Genomic DNA, 17,866 nt, shown 5'->3' on the forward strand with positions numbered 1-17,866 from the left:
GATAACAATGCGTCTATTCATAAAAAACCTCCTTTTTTGTGTGTATTTATCTTCACAAGTGGATATAACATGTTCTAACATACGTACATCACCACAGTAGTGATACCACAAAAAATCTGCATCACTGACGTGATTGATACAGAAATAATGACGGAGATACCTTTTTTATGATCCCAACAGCCTTGCTGCTCATCGTAGCGCTGCTTGCTTTTGTGTCAGTGCTTTTTCTCTTTGCTAAACGCCCCATGTACGAAATCATGGCGTTGTCCTTAGTGGCCATTGTTGCCGCTACCGGGCAATGGCACGCCTTCACGGACTATCTGCTGTTCCCGGCACAAAGCACGCTATTTTTTACCATTTTTGCTTTTTTAGTGCTTGCTGAAGTCTTTGACTCCACAAATGCTGTCGCTAAGATTGTTAAAATTCTCTTGCCTATTATTGGTAGGCTACCTGGCGGTGCAGGTTACGTAGCCCTAGTTTCCAGCACGTTTATGGCCACGCTCTCGGGAAGTGGCCCTGGTAACGTTGCCGCTGTAGGTGTTTTCACTATTCCATTAATGAAACGCACGGGCTTTAGCCCTCACCTCGCCGCAACCACAGAAATGTCTGCGGGTATGCTAGGCAACATCATTCCCCCCGCTGGTATCATTTTTTTGTCTTTTGGTATTTATGATGCCTTTGCCCCCAACAGCATCACCATAGGAAGTTGGCTATTAGCCTCGTATGCGATTGGAGGGTGGTTTATTTTGCAACGCATTTTGACACTGGCGGCGCTTTGCAAAATATACCGCATGCAACCCATACCCAAAGCAGAACTGCCCGACCTCAAGGTAGCCTTAAAAGAGGGCTGGCATGCACTGCTACTACCAGTCTTTATCCTCGTCCCTATCTTAAGCTCAGCGCTATTTAAAGACTTTTTAATCCTGCGCTTAGGCGTAGAGGGTGAGAAGGCATTCTCTGCCGCCGCCCTGATGTTTACTCCTGGTATTGCCGCTGCCTACACTCTTTTTATTAGTCGTCATAACACAGACGCAAGCCGACTGACATTGGCAAACCTCAGTCACTACCTAGGCAAAGCCCTTAGCAAGATTGTGCCCGTAGCGGCAACCATTTATTTTGCCTATGCACTGTCTCAAGCGTTTTTGGGCATGGGCGCTAATGATGAAATCCAAGCATGGTTTGTATCACTTAACTTAAACACCACGGCGCTCGCCATTATTTTGCCGCTTTTCTTTTGCTTATTGGGCATGATTTTGCCTGGCTCTGCACAAATCGCCATTTTAGGTAGCGCCATGATTGGTGCTGTGGCCGCCATAGGTGGTGAGGCCAAACTACTGGCTTTGTTGCTACCTGCGATGACAGGAGCCCTAGAGGGGATGACCCCCCCCTTAGCATTGGGCTTGTTTATCGCTATGGGTATAGCAGGCTCGGATTTTCTGAAAACCGTACAACTGGCGTTAGTGTGGATTGCCTTGCATCTACTCACCTCGATGCTACTACTTGCTGGACTTCTTCCTATCTACTTTGCTTAAGGTGCTGCGATGACCACGATTACACAACGTATTTTTGGCGTACTTGCGACGCTTACCCTACTGGCATCGCTTGTCATGGGACTGCTCTTTGCTATCGCCTTGCTGGTAGGAGGTGAGTTGGCTGCCACACTGGCACTACGAGCCCAGCAACTATCAGGCCTTAGCATGTATCTGGCTACCCTTGCCGTTGCTGTAGGCATACTGTATTTGTATCTTGCCCGTAAACACGAACTCACCTTTAGTATGCCCAGCAAAAACACCACCCCCTAGCGATAGATCACTCTCGGCATACTGCGTTTTCGCGTGTGCCGAGTTACATAGAGATTATGTGAAGCTGCTGTAGACCGTTCGCTCTGTAGAGAACTTGTACTTGTCGCCCAAATAATAGGCCAACCTGTACTCAATCGCCTGCTCACTGTGATACAGAATAGAGGTTATTTTTAATACTGGATGCCCTGTCTCTACCTCTAGTAGCGCAGACATTTCTTGATCTGCCACAATGGCCTCAAAGGTTTGCTTAATACGTAAAGACTGCTGATGTAAACGTATATGCTGCAACTCCACGGTAGAAAAGGCTCGCTTTTCTTTTTCTGCTTGCTTCGCTAACGCGACAATCGTTTCACCGATATTTTCAGCAAAGTAACTGTCATAAAACACAATAGGGGTACCATTGGCTTCCCCTATTAATTGCACATTCAATACCGCTTCATCGGGCCCAGTATGCAACATACTTTCCATCAGTAGGCCAGCAGTAGTACGTTCTATACGATGAATGCGTGTTGATCCGGTAGCGCCTAATGCCGACAAGGTCTTTTCAAAACTCACCACTTTTTTCAGGGCTTGGTTGTACTTTTTGTCCATGACATAGGTACCAGACCCACGCACTCGCTTGATCAACTGAGCTTGCTCAGCCATTTCCACGGCACGTCTTACCGTGATGCGACTCACATCATAGCGCTCACAGAGCTCTCGCTCTGACGGCATTTTCTCTCCTGGCTGCCACAAGCCTGTTTCTATATTGGCCTTAATGAGAGCGAAAATCTTCTCATAAAGCGGAACAGCCGAAGCAAAGGTATCCATGCAATAGAATCGTCAAAAATTAATTAAAGCGAAGACATACATCGTTAAGCAGCAAGCGTCCCTATTCTAGCAAAGTAACGATTCCACTGCTGTAGCAATGGCCCGTAGCATGTCTTTCATAAACGCTCTATCACGATCTCAATTAACAATCCTTTAGTCTGTATCAAGGATAATCAAAATCATTTCCAGAACAATCTGTCTACAATACAAAAAGTAACTCAGCAGGAAAATTACCAAGACGTTTTTAACTGATTACACAGGAGTCACGCATGTCTCAATCCGTAGCACAAATCATTGTCGACACACTGGAGCAGGCTGGCGTAAAACGCTGGTACGGCGTTCCAGGTGACACCTTAAACTACATTACCGACGCCATTCGCACCAATAAGAATATGCGTTGGATACATGTACGACACGAAGAAGTAGGCGGCTTTGCAGCAGGCGCAGACTCTATGCTGACGGGTGAGCTCACCGCCTGCGCAGGTTCGTGTGGCCCGGGCAGTTTGCACTTCATCAATGGCTTGATGGAAAGCCACCGCAACCGTGCTCCCGTGATCTTAATTGCCAGCCAAATCGTACGCGATGAACTGGGTTTTGATTTCCCACAAGAAGTAGACTTCAAATCGGTGTACGAAAGCTGCTCGGTATTTTGTGAAGAAATCCGTACACCCGAACAAGCTCAGCGCCTAACGGTAATGGCAGCTCAAGCCGCCCTCGCCAAACGTGGCGTTGCGGTATTAATTGTGCCTGCTGATGTCTCCATGGCTAGCGCACCTAAAACACCGTATCACTACACCGTACACCATGCGCAACCACGTGTTTTGCCTTCAGAATCTGAAGTGCAGCGCATTGCCGACTTGCTGAATGCCGGTAAAAAAATTGCTATTTACGGTGGTTCTGGCTGCGAACTTGCCCACGACCATGTAGTAGCACTGGCTGAAAAACTGCGTGCTCCTATCGTACATACTTCTAGAGCCACTGACTTCTTGGCCCACGACAACCCCTACGATGTAGGCATGGCAGGTATGTTGGGCTACTACGCTGGCGTGCATACACTGGCACATTGTGACACCCTACTGCTGCTGGGTTGCGACTTTGCTTGGCGTCAGTTCTACCCCGAAAATGCCAAGATTATTCAGGTAGACATTGATAACACCCATATTGGTAGACGCCACCCTGTGGATGTAGGCGTTGTGGGGAATATTCCCGATACCGTGCAAGCCTTACTGCCTTTAGTGAATGCACGCCAAGACGATAGCTTCCTAACCGAAGCCTTAGCGCTTTACGCCAAGGACAAAGCCAAAGAAAACAAGCACAATCTGGATCAGCCGGGCCACCCTATTCACCCACAATACTTGGTAGAAACTATCGCTAAGTATGCCGACGAAGACGCCATCTATACCGCCGATGGTGGTACCGCCATGTTGTGGTGCTTACGTCATGTGCCTTCTACAGGTAAAAACCGTCGTGTGATTTCGCTGACACACGGCACCATGGCAGGGGCAATGCCACAAGCCCTTGGTGCCAAAGCTGCTTTCCCTAAACGCCAAGTCATCTCGCTATCGGGTGATGGTGGTTTAGCCATGCTAATGGGCGATTTGTTAACCGCAATCCAAGAACGCCTACCCATTAAAGTCTGCATTATCAATAACGGTGCTTTAGGCTTTGTAGACTTGGAGCAAAAAGTAGAAGGGTTGATCAGTGCCTTTACCGATCTGCATAATCCCGACTTCTCTAAAGTGGCAGAGGCGATTGGTTTCTGGTCACGTCGCGTAGAGAAAAGTGCCGATGTAGACCAAGCCGTTCAAGACTGGATTAACGAGCCTGGTCCAGCGCTACTGGATGTAGTGACCGACAGATTTGAACTCATCATGCCACCTACCATTAGCGCTGATCAGGTGTTTGGTACGGCCTTGTACTCCACCAAAGCCATTTTGGCGGGCGAAGGTAAAGATGTGATTGCCATGGCCCGCAACCTACTCACCTAAGTCAAACAGGTTAGAACAGCGGAAGCGTTTTGGGGTATGAGAAGCCCCCTCAACACAGCGCTTCCGCGCCTAACAACCACCTTGTTTTAGCGGCAACGCCACAACCGTCTTTTGTAGTGTCTAGTAACATTCTATACTGCTACCCTACGACATTTTGTCACACACAAAAATAACAACGGTTTGACGTTCTCCCGCTCTCTACACCTTCTTTGTAGCCGTTTTATCTGGCTGCCTGCATTATTCTGCGCACTGCTGTTGCGTAGCATCATGCCTGTGGGCTATATGCCCAACGCAGAAGCGTGGAGCAACGGTACCTTAGAGCTTACTTTTTGTACGGCGGATGGCAGCTATAGCTCACAACGCATAGATCAGCTTTTTTCCACTAACCACTCGCCAGAAGACACTCACCAAACACCTGGACATGCCACATGTCCGGCGTTTCTAGTCCATCTACAGCTATTACCTGACAGCCTTGATACAGCGCTCACCGTCGTCGCTAACGCATGGTATAGCTACCCCCTGCTGCCTAGCCATAACGACACACTACAGTGTGCCTATGGCATTTGTGGCCCCCCACTTGGCGCTAGAGCGCCCCCTGACTGGACGTAATCGCACTTTTTTGTACGTTTAACGTTTATTTCAGGATATCTAATGTCTACCCTTTTCTCTCTGCGACCATGTGCCGCAGCGGTGGCGCTATGCTGCGCCTACTCTTACGCGCACGCTGATGGAGCCCCTGTCACCAAAGTATTTGATCCACTCGTCGTCACCAGTGTGAGGCCCGATCAAACTCCTCTGCGCTTTGTGACGGACCCCAAACAACCTAGACAGCCACTACCCGCCAGCGACGGCTCCGATTACTTATCTACCATTGCAGGCTTTAGTGCAGTGCGTAATGGCGGCAGTAATGGGGACCCCGTTTTACGCGGTATGTTTGGCTCGCGTTTAGCCATTCTGACCAATAATAGCTACATGCCCGGTGCGTGCCCCGGCCGCATGGACAACCCTACTTCCTATATTTCACCGCAGAACTTTGATGAACTCGAGGTGATTAAAGGTCCACAAACCGTGCTATGGGGCCCCGGAGCCTCGGCCGGTACCATTCGTTTTGACCGCAAAGCACCCACCTTCACCGAAGGCCAACCTGTGCAATTTGATGGCAGCTTGACGGGGGGATCGTGGGGCCGCAATGATCAATCTGCCGATATCGCCATTGGCAACACCAGCTACTACGCTCGCATCACCGCTAACAACGCTCATTCTCAAGACTACAAAGACGGGAATGGTGATAAGGTGCCGTCCAAATGGCATAAGTGGAATACGGATGTAGCGATTGGCCTCACACCGGATGACAACACGCGTATTGAGCTTTCTGCAGGTACGGGGGATGGCGAGGCCCGCTATGCAGGACGCGGAATGGATGGCGTGAAATTCAAACGTCAAAGCCTAGGCTTACGCTTTGAAAAAGAAAACATCAGCGATACATGGCGCAAACTGGAAACCCAGCTTTACTACAACTACGCTGACCACGATATGGATAATTTTAGCCTACGTGACTTTAGCCCCGCAGGTGGCATGAAAATGCCTATGACCTCTAACGTAGATCGTGCCACCTGGGGCGGCAGGTTAGCCTCACAGTTTGTGTTGGCCCAAGACTGGACACTAGATGTAGGCCTTGATACCCAACAAAGCCGTCACCGTGTACGCAAAGGCATGCTCAAAACGCATAGAGATAAGCCACGCGAAAAAGATGCTGAGTTTTCTAACACAGGCATTTTCTCGGAATTAGGCTGGCAAGCCACGGACGATCACAAAGTGGTTGCCGGTATGCGCATAGACTTTGCCAGCATCAAAGACTTCCGTGCTCTTAGCCCTACTAGCGGTGACCGACGTTCACGCACTTTGTACAGTGGCTTTGTACGCTTAGAGCAACGCTTAAGCGAAAACACCAGCTTCTATGCCGGCTTAGGTCATGTACAACGTATGCCAGACTATTGGGAACTGTTCTCGCCTAACATGGGGACCAACAGCCACCAAAACGCCTTTGCTAGCATTAAGCCTGAAAAAACCACTCAGTTAGACATTGGTGTGCAGTACCAGACCACAGACGTAAACCTCTGGGCATCCGCCTACGCGGGTCATGTACAGGACTTCATCTTATTTACCTACCATCGTGGCGGCATGATGGGCATGATGAGCCAAGTGTCTAATGTGAACGCCCGTATTTTTGGTGGTGAGCTAGGCGCAGATTATGCCTTAACACCCAACTGGAAAGTGGGCGGCACCTTGGCCTACGCCTGGGGTAAAAATACCAGCGACCATCGTGCTTTACCGCAAATCCCACCGTTAGAAGCAAGGTTAAGCCTAGGCTATGAAACGGACAAATGGTCTGCTGGTGCACTGTGGCGCATCGTCTCACGACAAGGTCGCTATGCGTTAGATCAGGGTAATGTGGTGGGTAAAGACTTTGGCCCTAGTAGCGGCTTTAGCACCCTAGCCCTGCACACGGCTTACAAAGCCACCAACAACCTCACCTTTAGTGTTGGTGTAGATAATCTGTTTAACCGCACCTACAGCGAACACCTCAACCTCGCGGGTAACGCCGGTTTTGGTTACGCCTCTAACCAATCCATCAACAATCCTGGCCGTACCTTCTGGGCCACGATGACGATTAATTACTAATCCTGCTGCACTCCCCAATGGTTATCATGTCGCATAGCCATTGGGGCTAACCTGCACGCTTTTCACAGCCCCTGCTTGACCTTAACCTTATGGCAATGTTTATGCTTCAGGTTATGCGTTACTAAAACTAGTGGGAGCCACAGATGAGTGAGTCCAAAATTCAGCATAATTCCGCCCCTACCGCTACCATCAGTCTGCCTATTGAGGGCATGACGTGTGCGAGTTGTGTAGGCCGCGTTGAAGCAGCGCTATCTAAAGTAGAAGGTGTGAATACCGTATCGGTAAACCTTGCTACTGAACGCGCTGATATACAAGCCTCAGGGCAAATCGATAGACAAGCCTTAGTACAAGCCGTTGAAAAATCCGGCTACACCGTCGCCGCCGGCAGTGTAGAACTGTCGGTTGAGGGCATGACATGCGCCTCGTGCGTAGGCAGAGTGGAGCGCGCCTTAAAGGCCGTGCCCGGTGTCAATGAAGCCGTCGTTAACTTAGCCACTGAGCGAGCCACCATACGGGGTGTGGCCAGCACAGATGATCTGATTGCGGCCGTTGCCAAAGCGGGTTACGACGCTAAGCTTATAGATACCTCGCAGCAAAACGACGATGAAAATGCCGAAAAGAAAGATGCAGAACGCGCTGCCTTAAAGCGCGATCTGATGGTAGCCACCGTGTTGGCACTACCCGTCTTTGTTCTGGAAATGGGCTCGCACCTCATTCCCGGCATGCACGAATGGGTAGCCCGTACCATTGGTATACAAGAAAGCTGGTACCTGCAATTTGTGCTGACGGCCTTAGTGCTGCTAATTCCTGGTCGTCGCTTTTACACCAAAGGTTTTCCGGCCCTGTTCCGCTTAGCCCCAGACATGAACTCACTGGTGGCCGTAGGTACTGCTGCGGCCTTTGCTTACTCGGTAGTGGCCACTTTTATGCCATCGGTACTGCCTACAGGCACGGTTAACGTGTACTACGAAGCAGCCGCCGTCATTGTGGCACTGATCCTATTGGGTCGTTATCTTGAAGCCCGTGCTAAAGGTCGTACATCGGAAGCCATTAAACGCCTAGTAGGCTTACAAGCCAAGGTGGCCCACGTAGTACGTGACGGTACAATAGTAGACATTCCTATCGCCGACGTCGTCACAGGCGACGTGGTAGAAGTTCGCCCCGGTGAGCGCGTTCCAGTAGACGGTGAAGTCACCCAAGGCAATAGCTATGTTGATGAGTCCATGATTACCGGTGAGCCCATTCCGGTAGAAAAAACGGCTGGCAGCACAGTGGTAGGCGGTACCGTTAACCAAACCGGTGCGTTTACGCTGCGTGCTACTGCCGTGGGTGGGCAAACGATGCTGGCACAAATCATTAGGTTGGTAGAGCAAGCACAAGGTTCCAAACTACCTATACAAGCTGTGGTAGACAAAGTCACGCTGTGGTTTGTGCCTGCCGTCATGGTAGCGGCCTTGCTGACCTTCGTAGTCTGGTTAGTGTTTGGCCCATCACCCGCTCTTACCTTCGCTTTGGTAAATGCTGTAGCGGTACTGATTATTGCTTGCCCTTGCGCCATGGGTTTGGCTACCCCCACCTCCATTATGGTGGGGACCGGTCGCGGCGCTGAAATGGGTGTGCTGTTCCGCAAAGGCGAGGCTCTGCAACTGCTTAAAGATGCCGCTGTGGTCGCCGTCGACAAAACCGGTACGTTAACAGAAGGCCACCCATCGTTAACCGACTTAGAAGTTGCCGAAGGCTTTGATCGCCCTACTGTTCTTGCCCAAGTGGCTGCCGTAGAAGCGCGTTCTGAGCACCCTATTGCTCGTGCCATCGTAGACGCCGCCAATGCCGAGGGTCTAACCCTGCCTGAACTGGATGACTTTAACTCGGTTACTGGCATGGGGGTACGCGCCATTGTGGGTGACAACGTACGCGTTGAAATCGGTGCTGATCGCTATATGCGTGAACTGGGCTTAGACGTTAGCAACTTTAGCCTGACGGCCCAACGTTTGGGTAACGAAGGTAAGTCACCTCTCTATGCCGCGATTAACGGTAGATTGGCAGCCATTATCGCTGTGGCTGACCCCATCAAAGCCTCCACGCCAGCAGCCATCAAAGCCTTGCATCAGTTAGGGTTAAAAGTGGCGATGATCACAGGTGACAACGAACATACCGCTCGTGCTATTGCTAAGCAACTAGGCATTGATGATGTCGTTGCCGAGGTATTGCCCGAAGGCAAAGTGGATGCGGTACGCCGACTAAAAGCCACCTACGGTAAAGTAGCTTTTGTAGGCGATGGTATTAACGATGCTCCAGCTTTAGCTGAGGCGGATGTAGGCCTAGCTATTGGTACGGGCACCGATGTGGCAGTAGAGTCTGCCGATGTTGTGCTGATGTCAGGTAGCTTGCAAGGTGTGCCTAATGCTATCGCTTTATCTAAGGCCACTATTGGCAACATACGCCAAAACTTGTTCTGGGCCTTTGCTTACAACACGGCCTTGATTCCAGTTGCTGCGGGTGCACTGTATCCTGCATGGGGTGTGTTGCTGTCACCTATTTTTGCTGCGGGGGCGATGGCCTTGTCTAGCGTGTTTGTGTTGGGTAATGCGCTGCGTTTACGAGGGTTTCAACCGCCGTTGCAAGACGGTAGTCACTGATAGCGCACGGCCGTATTCATCGCACACGCTGGGGAGCTGCGGAACAACTTTTTGTGATTTGAGACACCAAATCAAAAAAGTTTTCCTCCGCCTCCCCTGATGTATCGCAATTGATAGGTTTACTGCCCTTTCTGTCGCCGCCTAAGGCTTATGCTGCCCAGTCGTTACTGATTGGGCAGCAGCAAGTGCAACAGAGGATAAGGTTTACCGGCAGCATCTAGCTCGCTGCGCCCTACTTGGCTGCAACCGTAGTGCAAATAAAAGCCTACTGCTTGGCTATTTTGCTCATTCACATCCAGTTTAGTCGCCGATAACTGTTGCACCGCGAAATTCAGTAAGGCCTTACCCACGCCTTGGCCCCGTGCGCTGGCATCGATAAATAACATCTCTACACAGCCATCCAGTACGCCTAGAAAGCCCAGAATAGTCTGGTCGCTATGGCTCGTGGCTTTGTACAGCGTTACAGCAGGAAAGTACGCGGGTATTAATTGCTGCTTAATTTCTTCGTAGTCGCTAGACGTTAAGAAATCATGCGTTGCCAATACCGACGATGACCAAATCTCTACCAATCCGGGGTAATCGGCAATGGCTACGGGTTCTATATGTACTGTCATGTATTAGTTATTCACGAGAAATGAGACTGTTGCGCAAAAAAATTACGCCCCACACATTTTACTGTGTGGGGCGTAATGTTGAGCAGATGTGTTGGCAGCTTACAGTGCTTTAGGTGGGTAACCCGCCTCGGTAAGCGCTGCCACAATTTGTGCTTCAGGTGCTGCGCTTTGTATCGTGACTACCTTCGCAGGCACATCAGTCTCTACTGTCGCCGCTGGATCCAACGCGTGTACTGTTTTAGTCACGCGCGTTGCACAACCACCGCAGGTCATATCTTGAATGTGGAATTTCATCGTTTACTCCTTAGAAGAACCTAACTACATACTAAGGATTACCACAGTTGTAAGGTCAACCCTTTTGCTAATAGCTATTTAACTCGTCGATGAAACAGCTTCCTGCGCAGGGGCCGAACGTAACCTATGCAATAAGGTTAAGGGGCTACTTTGTTGATGCGTATAGGTTTGTGCGGCTTCAGCCCAGCGCTCCGCAGGGAATGTAGTACTACTGGCTACACTGCTAATCCCACACTGCAACAACATCACAAACTGATCAGGTAGCAATGGTCCTACCGCACGTATATCACCCGTAAAACCATGCCGTTCACGCAATAGCTTAGCCAAGGTAAAACCGCGCCCATCACGGGTTTGCGCAAAACCTATAGCGACTATCTTCACCTTATCCAACACGGGCAATAGCTCAGTGATGTTGTGATAACTGTTTACCCATACCCCAGCAGCATACTCACCCGTTTCCGCATAATGTGACTCCCAATTTTCTAAGGCCACAATACGCTGTGACGAAGGCTGCTCTGCCGCCCCCTCCTGTTCTGGGTACCACCAGATTTCAGTTTTTACTTGGCCAGTTGCATCAAACAGCATGAGTCAGTGCCTCCTTAAATACGCTAATCCCTACACGGTTGTACGTGTCTATAAAGCGTTCAGACCCTTCACGCTCTTTAAGATAAATGTCCACCAACGCCTCGATGACTTCTGGTACTTCATCGTAAGACACGGATGGCCCCAAAATTTTGCCTAATGCCGCCTCTTGGTCAGAACGGCCACCCAGCGTAATTTGGTAGCTTTCTTGTCCACCCTTGTCTAAGCCCAGAATCCCAATATGGGCCACATGATGGTGCGCACAGGCATTAATACAGCCAGACACGTTAATGCTTAACGGCCCTACTTCGCGCTGTTTTTCTTCCGAGAAACGCAAAGCAATGCGCTGTGCTACCGGCACTGAACGCGCGGTAGCCAGGCTGCAATAATCCATGCCAGGACACGCAATGGAATCGGACAACAAACCTTTATTAGCAGTAGCTAACCCTGCTTTGCATAGTGCTTGCCATACGGTGTACACATCGTCTTGCTTCACGTGCGGCAGTACCAAGTTCTGCCTGTGTGACACACGCACCTCGTTCAGTGAGTAACGCTCTGCCAAACTTGCAATCAATTCCATCTGTTCAGCACTGGCATCACCCGGAATCCCACCACTGGGTTTAAGAGAAACCACCACACTGATGTAGCCCGGCTGTTTGTGCGGGTGCGAGTTATTGTCTACCCAGCTTGCAAATGCCGAGTTCTCTGCCTTAGCCGCTGTAAAGCTAGACGATTGTGCTGGTAGATTTTGCTCTAGCGCCGGTGCTACAAAGCGCGCTTGAACCGCCTCTACAATAGCCGGATCCAGCGGTGGCCTCTCAGCCAACAACGCCGCAAACTCGGTGTTAATCATCTCTATAAAGGTTTCGGGCTTGAGCTCTCGTACCAGAATCTTGATACGTGCTTTATAGATGTTGTCACGTCGTCCCAACGCATTGTAAACACGCAAAATCGCTTCTATATAACGCAGTAAATCGTGTTCAGGCAGCCATTCGCGCACTAAGGTACCCACCACTGGCGTACGACCTAAACCACCACCTGCATAGATGTGGAAGGCGATATCACCTGCCTCGGTGGTATCAGCAATAATGCCAATATCGTGAAAACGTATAGCGGCACGATCATTCGCACTACCCGTAATAGCAATCTTGAATTTACGTGGTAAGTAGGTGAATTCTGGATGTTCTGTGGACCATTGGCGCATGATCTCGGCATACACACGCGGATCTACGCGTTCGTCGGCGGCTGCCCCGGCAAATTCATCCGTCGTGACGTTACGTATACAGTTACCACTGGTTTGAATGCAATGCAGATCCGCATCGGCCAGTACCGATAAAATTTCTGCCGATTCAGATAATTTGGGCCAGTTATATTGCAGGTTTTGGCGTGTAGTGAAGTGCCCATAACCTTTATCAAACTTACGTGCTACATACGCTAACTGCGATAACTGTATAGCACTTAAGGTGCCATACGGAATGGCCACACGCAGCATGTAACCATGTAATTGCAAGTACAAACCATTCATCAACCTATACACCTTGAACTGCTCTTCGGTCAGTTCACCCGATAGGCGACGTTGTACTTGTTCGGAAAAATGCTGAGCGCGTTCCTTTAGAAACGTACGCTCACTATCGTCATAACGGTAAATTCCAGCGTGAGGAGCATCGACTCCTGCCGCAGGGGCTGCTTGTAAAGCATAGTCTACTGTTTCCGCACCAGCTTGCTTGCCTAAATCGGCACGCACAGACGGGCCACGTGCACGCAATTGCTCCCTAAAGGTTGTAGGCACAATACCGCGATCAGTTGCTTCGGCGGCCTGGGGCACAGGGTCTACAATTTCGTTATTGGCGACTGCTGCTTGCGCGGCGTGTTGTGCAGCCTCTAAGGCATCATCGGAAAACACATGGGCATGCTCTAGGGCCTCAACCCATTGATAGCGGCTATCCAGCCATACCACTGCACCATCGTGCAAACGATTAGCAGAAATTAAATGGTAGTCACTCATCGTATACCTGTAGGATTGAAGGCAACGTCAATCACGACGTAGCCCCATCCCGGCTACAGCGCGTTACCTAGTCATAAACACACCCTGCCACCGGCAGGGCATCGCTATCATGCTGTTTATTGTGACCAGACTCGCTATAGCTGACAAAGTATAAAAAGGCATATGCAAATTCACGATGACTTGCCTACGCCGTGCGCTAGGGCTTCGGTGTTACTGGGCGACCTCTACCAACTCTAGCGGATGGCCCGCCGCCACCCATGCATCAATACCACCGTGTAATGGCCGAACATGTGTGTAGCCCAGTAGTTTTAAGCGCTGAACCACCCTCGCTGCAGAGGCATCGTTAGGGCAAGAACAATACACCACTACCTCGTGACTTAGCTCGATACTTAAGGCCTGTGGGCATTGCAGGTTTTTTTCATCAAGCAGCACCGAACCGGGAATACTGCCATCCGTTCGATAAAACTCACTGCGCACATCCAAAATTAAGGGTTGAGCCCCATCTTGGATCAAGCAATACAACTCATCTGCACTAATGCGTATGCGACGGATCATCTTCAAAAAAGCATGACGCTGCCATGCCTTACGTGCAATAAACAACGCCAACAGCACAGCCAGTATCACCAGTCCCCAGCGGCCTAACGCGTCTAAGGTAGCCAACAACTCGCCAATGGTAGCGCTAAACAAGCTGCCCAATAACAATGCCGAACCTACCCAGACAGCAGCACCCAGCATGTCGTACCACATAAAACGTCGCACATCAGTCCCTAGCGCACCCGCCATGGCACTGGCTACGGATGCAAAACCAGGAATAAATTTTGCGACTAATAGCGACTTAGGGCCCCAACGCAAATACACGTCTTCAGTTTGACGCACACACGAATCGGGCGACAGTGACACACGGCACAGCGTGGCCATAACTTGTCGGCCATAACGACGTCCTGCATAGAACCACAATACGTCAGCAATCAACGCGGCCACCACCGCTAAGGCTAATAGTGCAGGTATAGAAAACCGTCCAGCCTGCGCCAACGCACTGGTCACCACTAACGTGGGATACGCCGGTATAGGAGCACCTAACTGCTCAATTAATACATTCAGAAAAACCAGCCCCAAACCGTGCTGTTCAATGACATTCATGAGCCACTGCATGCTCTAGTTCCTTTGTTCTACCAACATCCTGACTACTTCAGCCCTATTATCCCCCGCTACGCGATGGCTGTGAATCACTGACCACACCCTTATTTAGTCCTATGCTTTATTCATAAACAATATGATACGATACCGTATCGTATTAATCCATGAGAACTGTCATGAATCCAAAAGCTGCCGCAGCCCTTGCTACCGTACTTTGGGGCTTTACCTACGTTGTCACCACACTGATGTTGCCTCCGCACCCTTTCTTGATTTCAGCGGTTAGGGCCATGGGTGGTGCCATTATCCTGTTGCTGATTGCGAGGCAACTGCCAGCACCTGGCTGGTTAGGTCGTCTGGTTATCTTGGGTACACTCAACACTTGCCTGTTCTTCTCGCTGTTGTTTGTCTCTGCACTGCGTTTACCCGGTGGTGTTGCCGCTATTTTTCAAGCACTAGGCCCGTTATTCGTTATTTTGCTGGGCTGGGCTATCTTAGGTGCTAAACCTACTACGCTGAAAATTCTCAGTGTCATCATCGGTGTTATTGGTGTCGCTCTCGTGGTACTTAAAGGCGATGCACAGGTGGATTTTCTAGGTGTATTAGCCGCCTTAGGTAGTACCTTGTCTTTAGCCTTAGGTGGCGTACTGATGAACCGCTGGGGCAAACCACCTATGGGCATGATCAACTTTACGGGCTGGCAACTCTTCATCGCTGGTATAGAGCTAAGTTTGCTGACTGCCTTGATGGGCGACTTCCCCAGCGAACTCACTAGCACACACTTGCTGGGCTTCTTTATACTGGCACTTGCTCTAACCGCTATTCCTTTTGTGCTATGGTTTAGAGCTATTGCTCATGCAGGTGCTGTAACCATTGCGCCCTTCTTTTTACTTGTACCCATTACCGCTTTTGCCTTAGACGCCATCATTAAATCCGTTGTACCCACCCCTTTCCAATTGCTGGGTATAGCCATCGTGATTGCTGGATTGCTACTCAGCCAAAAGAAAATACCTTCAGCTACCTAAACTCTCGTTATGACAGATCAGACCACTACCACCTCTGGCACCGGCAGCCGCCTCACTTACCGAGGGGCTGCCAGACGCTTACAGATACTGGAGGTAGCGTCTGAACGCTTTTTGGAAGACGGTTACGCAGGCGTCAGCGTGGACCAAATTGTGGCCCAAGTTGGTGGCTCTAAAACCAACGTCTATAAGCAATTTGGGGGTAAAGAAGGCTTATTTCTGGCCGTGGTACAAAGCCTGTCGAACGCCTTTATACACGACCTAGAAAATATAGATTTGCGCGACCAAGCCCCTGAACAGGGCTTACGCACACTAGCCAATGCCTTACTTAATATCTTGCTGCAAGACAGGCACTTAGCGTTTCAGCGCTTGATCATTGCAGAATCAAATCGCTTCCCCGAAATGGGACGGGTCTGGATAGAAAGCGGGCCAGAACAATCGCGTAAGGTGGTAGCCCGCTATTTAGAGCAGCAACAAGAACAAGGGCGGCTGCAGGTACCAAACCCACTACGTGCCGCCCTATTTTTTCATGACATGATTACCTTTAACCCCGTGCACTTAGCCATGCTAGGCATAGGCTACGATGCAGCAGCGCTAGAGGTATTTATCTCCGATGCTATTGCCACCTTCTTAGGTGGGCACTTACCTAGAGATTGCTAGCTTTTTACCCCCTACGCATGATTCCTATGCCAGAACCACAGCCACTCGCTTCTCTGCCAGTTTCATTACCTACAGACTGGCAAGCCCTGCTGGCTCCTTATCGCTGGCGCGCTCAAACTGAAGGTTGTTCAGACGCTGCCGTCTTTCGTTTAGAGGCCATAGGCCAAAACACGCTCTTCCTGAAAACAGAACGTATGCATGCACACGCCGAGTTAGCGGATGAAGAAACACGCCTACGTTGGTTAGCTGCGCAGGGACTTGCTTGCCCTGCGGTGATGGCCAGCCATTTCCAATCTGAACGAGGCTGGTTGTTGCTGAGTGCGGTAGCAGGCAACAATATCTACTCCAGCGCACTGCCCGCCGCACAGGCTGTGCCGCTCATCGCGCACGCTCTTAAAGCCCTACATCAGGTTACCGCCGCGAACTGCCCTTTTGATCATTCAGCAGCCGTACGTATCACCCATGCACAAGCAAGATTACAAGCTGGGCTTGTTTTGTTAGACGATGTGGATGAAGAAAACCAAGGCTTAACTGCCGAGCAACTTTTTCAAAAACTCGTTAGCCTACAACCCAAAAGCGAAGACATGGTCGTCACCCACGGTGATGCCTGTTTACCCAACTTCATGGCCGAAAACGGCACATTTACGGGTTATATAGATTGTGGACGTTTAGGTGTGGCTGATCGGTACCAAGATATTGCACTTGCGCTACGCGACATCCATGCTGACTTTGGCAGCGCATACGTCCCCCTTTTCATGGAGCACTACGGTCTTGCCACGCTAGATGAGCAACGTATAGCCTTCTACACGTTGTTAGACGAATTCTTTTAACACCCAGGCCTGAGCTACGACAGGCTGCTGCGGTACTCAGTAGGCCCCATTCCGGTGTGCTTACTGAAATACTTACTCAGGTAGGACGGGTCTACGAAACCCAAGGTATCCGCAATATGCTGAATGCTCTGATGCGATTTCCTAAGCTCTTTTTTGATTTCTAAAATGACCTGTCTATCTATCAGCGTTTTAGGTGCGTCATTAAAAAACCGTCGCGTCAGCTGCGATAAGTAATACGGTGTAATGTGCAACGCCTTGGCATAAAAGGCGACCTCCCTATGCTGCCTACACGCTGTAGATGCTGCTCCCACACCGATACAAATGCCGTCAGCTCTTCAGACGCAGCAATATAAGGCGACGTGTTTAAGTATGAAAACAAATGATTGGGTAAAGCGTAAGCCACCTCGGCGGCCAGAGAACGCTGCAACACATAATACGAACAACGAAACTGCCTAGAACGCTGTTTCATCACGACGATAGAGTCTTCAGCCAATACCAACAAATCATGCGGTTTGACACTATAGGGCTGAAAGTTCACCTCTAGCTCTGCCTCACCACCTTGGCACACTAGCACCACTACATAGGCCAATTCCAAGGGATGTGCTGGCACGTTACTAAAGCAAATAGTGCCACAATCAACTTCTGCTGAGCCACACGCTAATAGCGTCGCGTCTGTTTCCATTACTACCGCACTATTTTCCATAAAAGCGTAAAAATAACTATTTTGTTTTCAAAATTACCTTTTTTACTCAAGCTTCTACCTTAGCATAGGCTGCTGTTTTTTCTACACTGTTCTCTGTTCAT

The 17,866-nt window shown here is 50.0% G+C and carries 17 protein-coding genes; 9 read left to right on the forward strand and 8 right to left on the reverse strand.

Annotated features, from left to right (window positions below; all coding sequences use genetic code 11):
* The first annotated feature begins 167 nt into the window (after positions 1–167).
* A complete protein-coding gene (locus tag GY634_RS12170) occupies positions 168–1,532 on the forward strand; it encodes a TRAP transporter large permease subunit (protein ID WP_166408880.1) in 1,365 nt (454 codons plus the stop codon).
* A 9-nt stretch (positions 1,533–1,541) separates the two neighbouring features.
* The gene (locus tag GY634_RS12175) at positions 1,542–1,802 is read left to right on the forward strand and encodes a hypothetical protein (RefSeq protein ID WP_166408881.1); all 261 of its coding nucleotides are present in this window, start codon (positions 1,542–1,544) and stop codon (positions 1,800–1,802) included.
* 54 nt (positions 1,803–1,856) lie between these two features.
* On the opposite strand, the gene GY634_RS12180 is transcribed toward GY634_RS12175, so the two are convergent.
* A complete protein-coding gene (locus GY634_RS12180) occupies positions 1,857–2,612 on the reverse strand; it encodes a GntR family transcriptional regulator (protein WP_166408883.1) in 756 nt (251 codons plus the stop codon).
* Positions 2,613–2,881: 269 nt separating this feature from the next.
* Between GY634_RS12180 and GY634_RS12185 the strand changes: the two genes are divergently transcribed.
* From GY634_RS12185 to GY634_RS12200, 4 genes are all read left to right on the forward strand, one after another.
* Positions 2,882–4,600, forward strand: coding sequence for a thiamine pyrophosphate-dependent enzyme (locus GY634_RS12185; RefSeq protein ID WP_166408884.1), 1,719 nt, complete (start codon positions 2,882–2,884; stop codon positions 4,598–4,600).
* A 282-nt stretch (positions 4,601–4,882) separates the two neighbouring features.
* On the forward strand, positions 4,883–5,209 hold the full coding sequence (locus GY634_RS12190; RefSeq protein ID WP_166408886.1) for a hypothetical protein: 327 nt from the start codon (positions 4,883–4,885) through the stop codon (positions 5,207–5,209).
* A 42-nt stretch (positions 5,210–5,251) separates the two neighbouring features.
* The gene (locus GY634_RS12195; RefSeq protein WP_166408887.1) at positions 5,252–7,282 is read left to right on the forward strand and encodes a TonB-dependent copper receptor; all 2,031 of its coding nucleotides are present in this window, start codon (positions 5,252–5,254) and stop codon (positions 7,280–7,282) included.
* 143 nt (positions 7,283–7,425) lie between these two features.
* Positions 7,426–9,921 (forward strand): heavy metal translocating P-type ATPase, encoded by a 2,496-nt coding sequence (locus GY634_RS12200; RefSeq protein ID WP_166408888.1) that lies wholly within the window; start codon positions 7,426–7,428, stop codon positions 9,919–9,921.
* Positions 9,922–10,085: 164 nt separating this feature from the next.
* Here the strand turns inward: GY634_RS12200 and GY634_RS12205 are convergent, their stop codons facing one another.
* The 5 genes from GY634_RS12205 to GY634_RS12225 all read right to left on the reverse strand — a co-directional run bounded on the left by GY634_RS12205 (position 10,086) and on the right by GY634_RS12225 (position 14,568).
* A complete protein-coding gene (locus tag GY634_RS12205; protein WP_166408890.1) occupies positions 10,086–10,535 on the reverse strand; it encodes a GNAT family N-acetyltransferase in 450 nt (149 codons plus the stop codon).
* Between the two features lie 99 nt (positions 10,536–10,634).
* Positions 10,635–10,829: a heavy-metal-associated domain-containing protein gene (locus GY634_RS12210; RefSeq protein ID WP_166408891.1), complete on the reverse strand. Its 195-nt coding sequence runs from the start codon at positions 10,827–10,829 to the stop codon at positions 10,635–10,637.
* Between the two features lie 78 nt (positions 10,830–10,907).
* The gene (locus tag GY634_RS12215; protein ID WP_166408892.1) at positions 10,908–11,414 is read right to left on the reverse strand and encodes a DUF934 domain-containing protein; all 507 of its coding nucleotides are present in this window, start codon (positions 11,412–11,414) and stop codon (positions 10,908–10,910) included.
* Positions 11,404–13,416 carry a DUF2849 domain-containing protein gene (locus tag GY634_RS12220; protein ID WP_166408894.1) on the reverse strand — a complete coding sequence of 671 codons (2,013 nt, stop codon included), beginning with the start codon at positions 13,414–13,416 and terminating at the stop codon, positions 11,404–11,406. Before GY634_RS12220 ends, GY634_RS12215 begins: the two co-directional genes overlap by 11 nt.
* A gap of 210 nt (positions 13,417–13,626) precedes the next feature.
* Positions 13,627–14,568: a rhodanese-like domain-containing protein gene (locus GY634_RS12225; protein ID WP_166408895.1), complete on the reverse strand. Its 942-nt coding sequence runs from the start codon at positions 14,566–14,568 to the stop codon at positions 13,627–13,629.
* A 161-nt stretch (positions 14,569–14,729) separates the two neighbouring features.
* Here GY634_RS12225 and GY634_RS12230 point away from each other — a divergent pair, with 161 nt between their 5' ends.
* The 3 genes from GY634_RS12230 to GY634_RS12240 are packed head-to-tail and all read left to right on the forward strand — an operon-like array spanning position 14,730 to position 17,062.
* A complete protein-coding gene (locus GY634_RS12230) occupies positions 14,730–15,575 on the forward strand; it encodes a DMT family transporter (protein WP_166408897.1) in 846 nt (281 codons plus the stop codon).
* A 9-nt stretch (positions 15,576–15,584) separates the two neighbouring features.
* Positions 15,585–16,232 carry a TetR/AcrR family transcriptional regulator gene (locus GY634_RS12235; protein ID WP_166408898.1) on the forward strand — a complete coding sequence of 216 codons (648 nt, stop codon included), beginning with the start codon at positions 15,585–15,587 and terminating at the stop codon, positions 16,230–16,232.
* A gap of 26 nt (positions 16,233–16,258) precedes the next feature.
* The gene (locus tag GY634_RS12240) at positions 16,259–17,062 is read left to right on the forward strand and encodes an APH(3') family aminoglycoside O-phosphotransferase (RefSeq protein WP_166408899.1); all 804 of its coding nucleotides are present in this window, start codon (positions 16,259–16,261) and stop codon (positions 17,060–17,062) included.
* A 14-nt stretch (positions 17,063–17,076) separates the two neighbouring features.
* On the opposite strand, the gene GY634_RS17450 is transcribed toward GY634_RS12240, so the two are convergent.
* Together GY634_RS17450 and GY634_RS12250 are read right to left on the reverse strand one after the other, a co-directional pair.
* Positions 17,077–17,373, reverse strand: coding sequence for a helix-turn-helix transcriptional regulator (locus GY634_RS17450; protein WP_423227301.1), 297 nt, complete (start codon positions 17,371–17,373; stop codon positions 17,077–17,079).
* Entirely contained in the window at positions 17,280–17,744 is a 465-nt protein-coding gene (locus tag GY634_RS12250; protein WP_166408902.1) for a hypothetical protein, read from the reverse strand. The genes GY634_RS17450 and GY634_RS12250 overlap by 94 nt, the downstream gene beginning before the upstream one ends.
* Positions 17,745–17,866: the final 122 nt, after the last annotated feature.

This window comes from Paenalcaligenes suwonensis, from assembly GCF_011290505.1.
Taxonomy (GTDB): Bacteria; Pseudomonadota; Gammaproteobacteria; order Burkholderiales; family Burkholderiaceae_B; genus Paenalcaligenes; species Paenalcaligenes suwonensis.

What these genes read in the sequence shown, in the direction of transcription:
- GY634_RS12205 (WP_166408890.1), bottom strand. Translation starts at nt 10,535, where the DNA reads ATGACAGTACATATAGAACCCGTAGCCATTGCCGATTACCCCGGATTG.
- GY634_RS12180 (WP_166408883.1), bottom strand. Translation starts at nt 2,612, where the DNA reads ATGGATACCTTTGCTTCGGCTGTTCCGCTTTATGAGAAGATTTTCGCT.
- GY634_RS12210 (WP_166408891.1), bottom strand. Translation starts at nt 10,829, where the DNA reads ATGAAATTCCACATTCAAGATATGACCTGCGGTGGTTGTGCAACGCGC.
- GY634_RS12235 (WP_166408898.1), top strand. Translation starts at nt 15,585, where the DNA reads ATGACAGATCAGACCACTACCACCTCTGGCACCGGCAGCCGCCTCACT.
- GY634_RS12170 (WP_166408880.1), top strand. Translation starts at nt 168, where the DNA reads ATGATCCCAACAGCCTTGCTGCTCATCGTAGCGCTGCTTGCTTTTGTG.
- GY634_RS12190 (WP_166408886.1), top strand. Translation starts at nt 4,883, where the DNA reads ATGCCCAACGCAGAAGCGTGGAGCAACGGTACCTTAGAGCTTACTTTT.
- GY634_RS12230 (WP_166408897.1), top strand. Translation starts at nt 14,730, where the DNA reads ATGAATCCAAAAGCTGCCGCAGCCCTTGCTACCGTACTTTGGGGCTTT.
- GY634_RS12175 (WP_166408881.1), top strand. Translation starts at nt 1,542, where the DNA reads ATGACCACGATTACACAACGTATTTTTGGCGTACTTGCGACGCTTACC.
- GY634_RS12220 (WP_166408894.1), bottom strand. Translation starts at nt 13,416, where the DNA reads ATGAGTGACTACCATTTAATTTCTGCTAATCGTTTGCACGATGGTGCA.
- GY634_RS12240 (WP_166408899.1), top strand. Translation starts at nt 16,259, where the DNA reads ATGCCAGAACCACAGCCACTCGCTTCTCTGCCAGTTTCATTACCTACA.
- GY634_RS12225 (WP_166408895.1), bottom strand. Translation starts at nt 14,568, where the DNA reads ATGCAGTGGCTCATGAATGTCATTGAACAGCACGGTTTGGGGCTGGTT.
- GY634_RS12195 (WP_166408887.1), top strand. Translation starts at nt 5,252, where the DNA reads ATGTCTACCCTTTTCTCTCTGCGACCATGTGCCGCAGCGGTGGCGCTA.
- GY634_RS12215 (WP_166408892.1), bottom strand. Translation starts at nt 11,414, where the DNA reads ATGCTGTTTGATGCAACTGGCCAAGTAAAAACTGAAATCTGGTGGTAC.
- GY634_RS12200 (WP_166408888.1), top strand. Translation starts at nt 7,426, where the DNA reads ATGAGTGAGTCCAAAATTCAGCATAATTCCGCCCCTACCGCTACCATC.
- GY634_RS12185 (WP_166408884.1), top strand. Translation starts at nt 2,882, where the DNA reads ATGTCTCAATCCGTAGCACAAATCATTGTCGACACACTGGAGCAGGCT.
- GY634_RS12250 (WP_166408902.1), bottom strand. Translation starts at nt 17,744, where the DNA reads ATGGAAACAGACGCGACGCTATTAGCGTGTGGCTCAGCAGAAGTTGAT.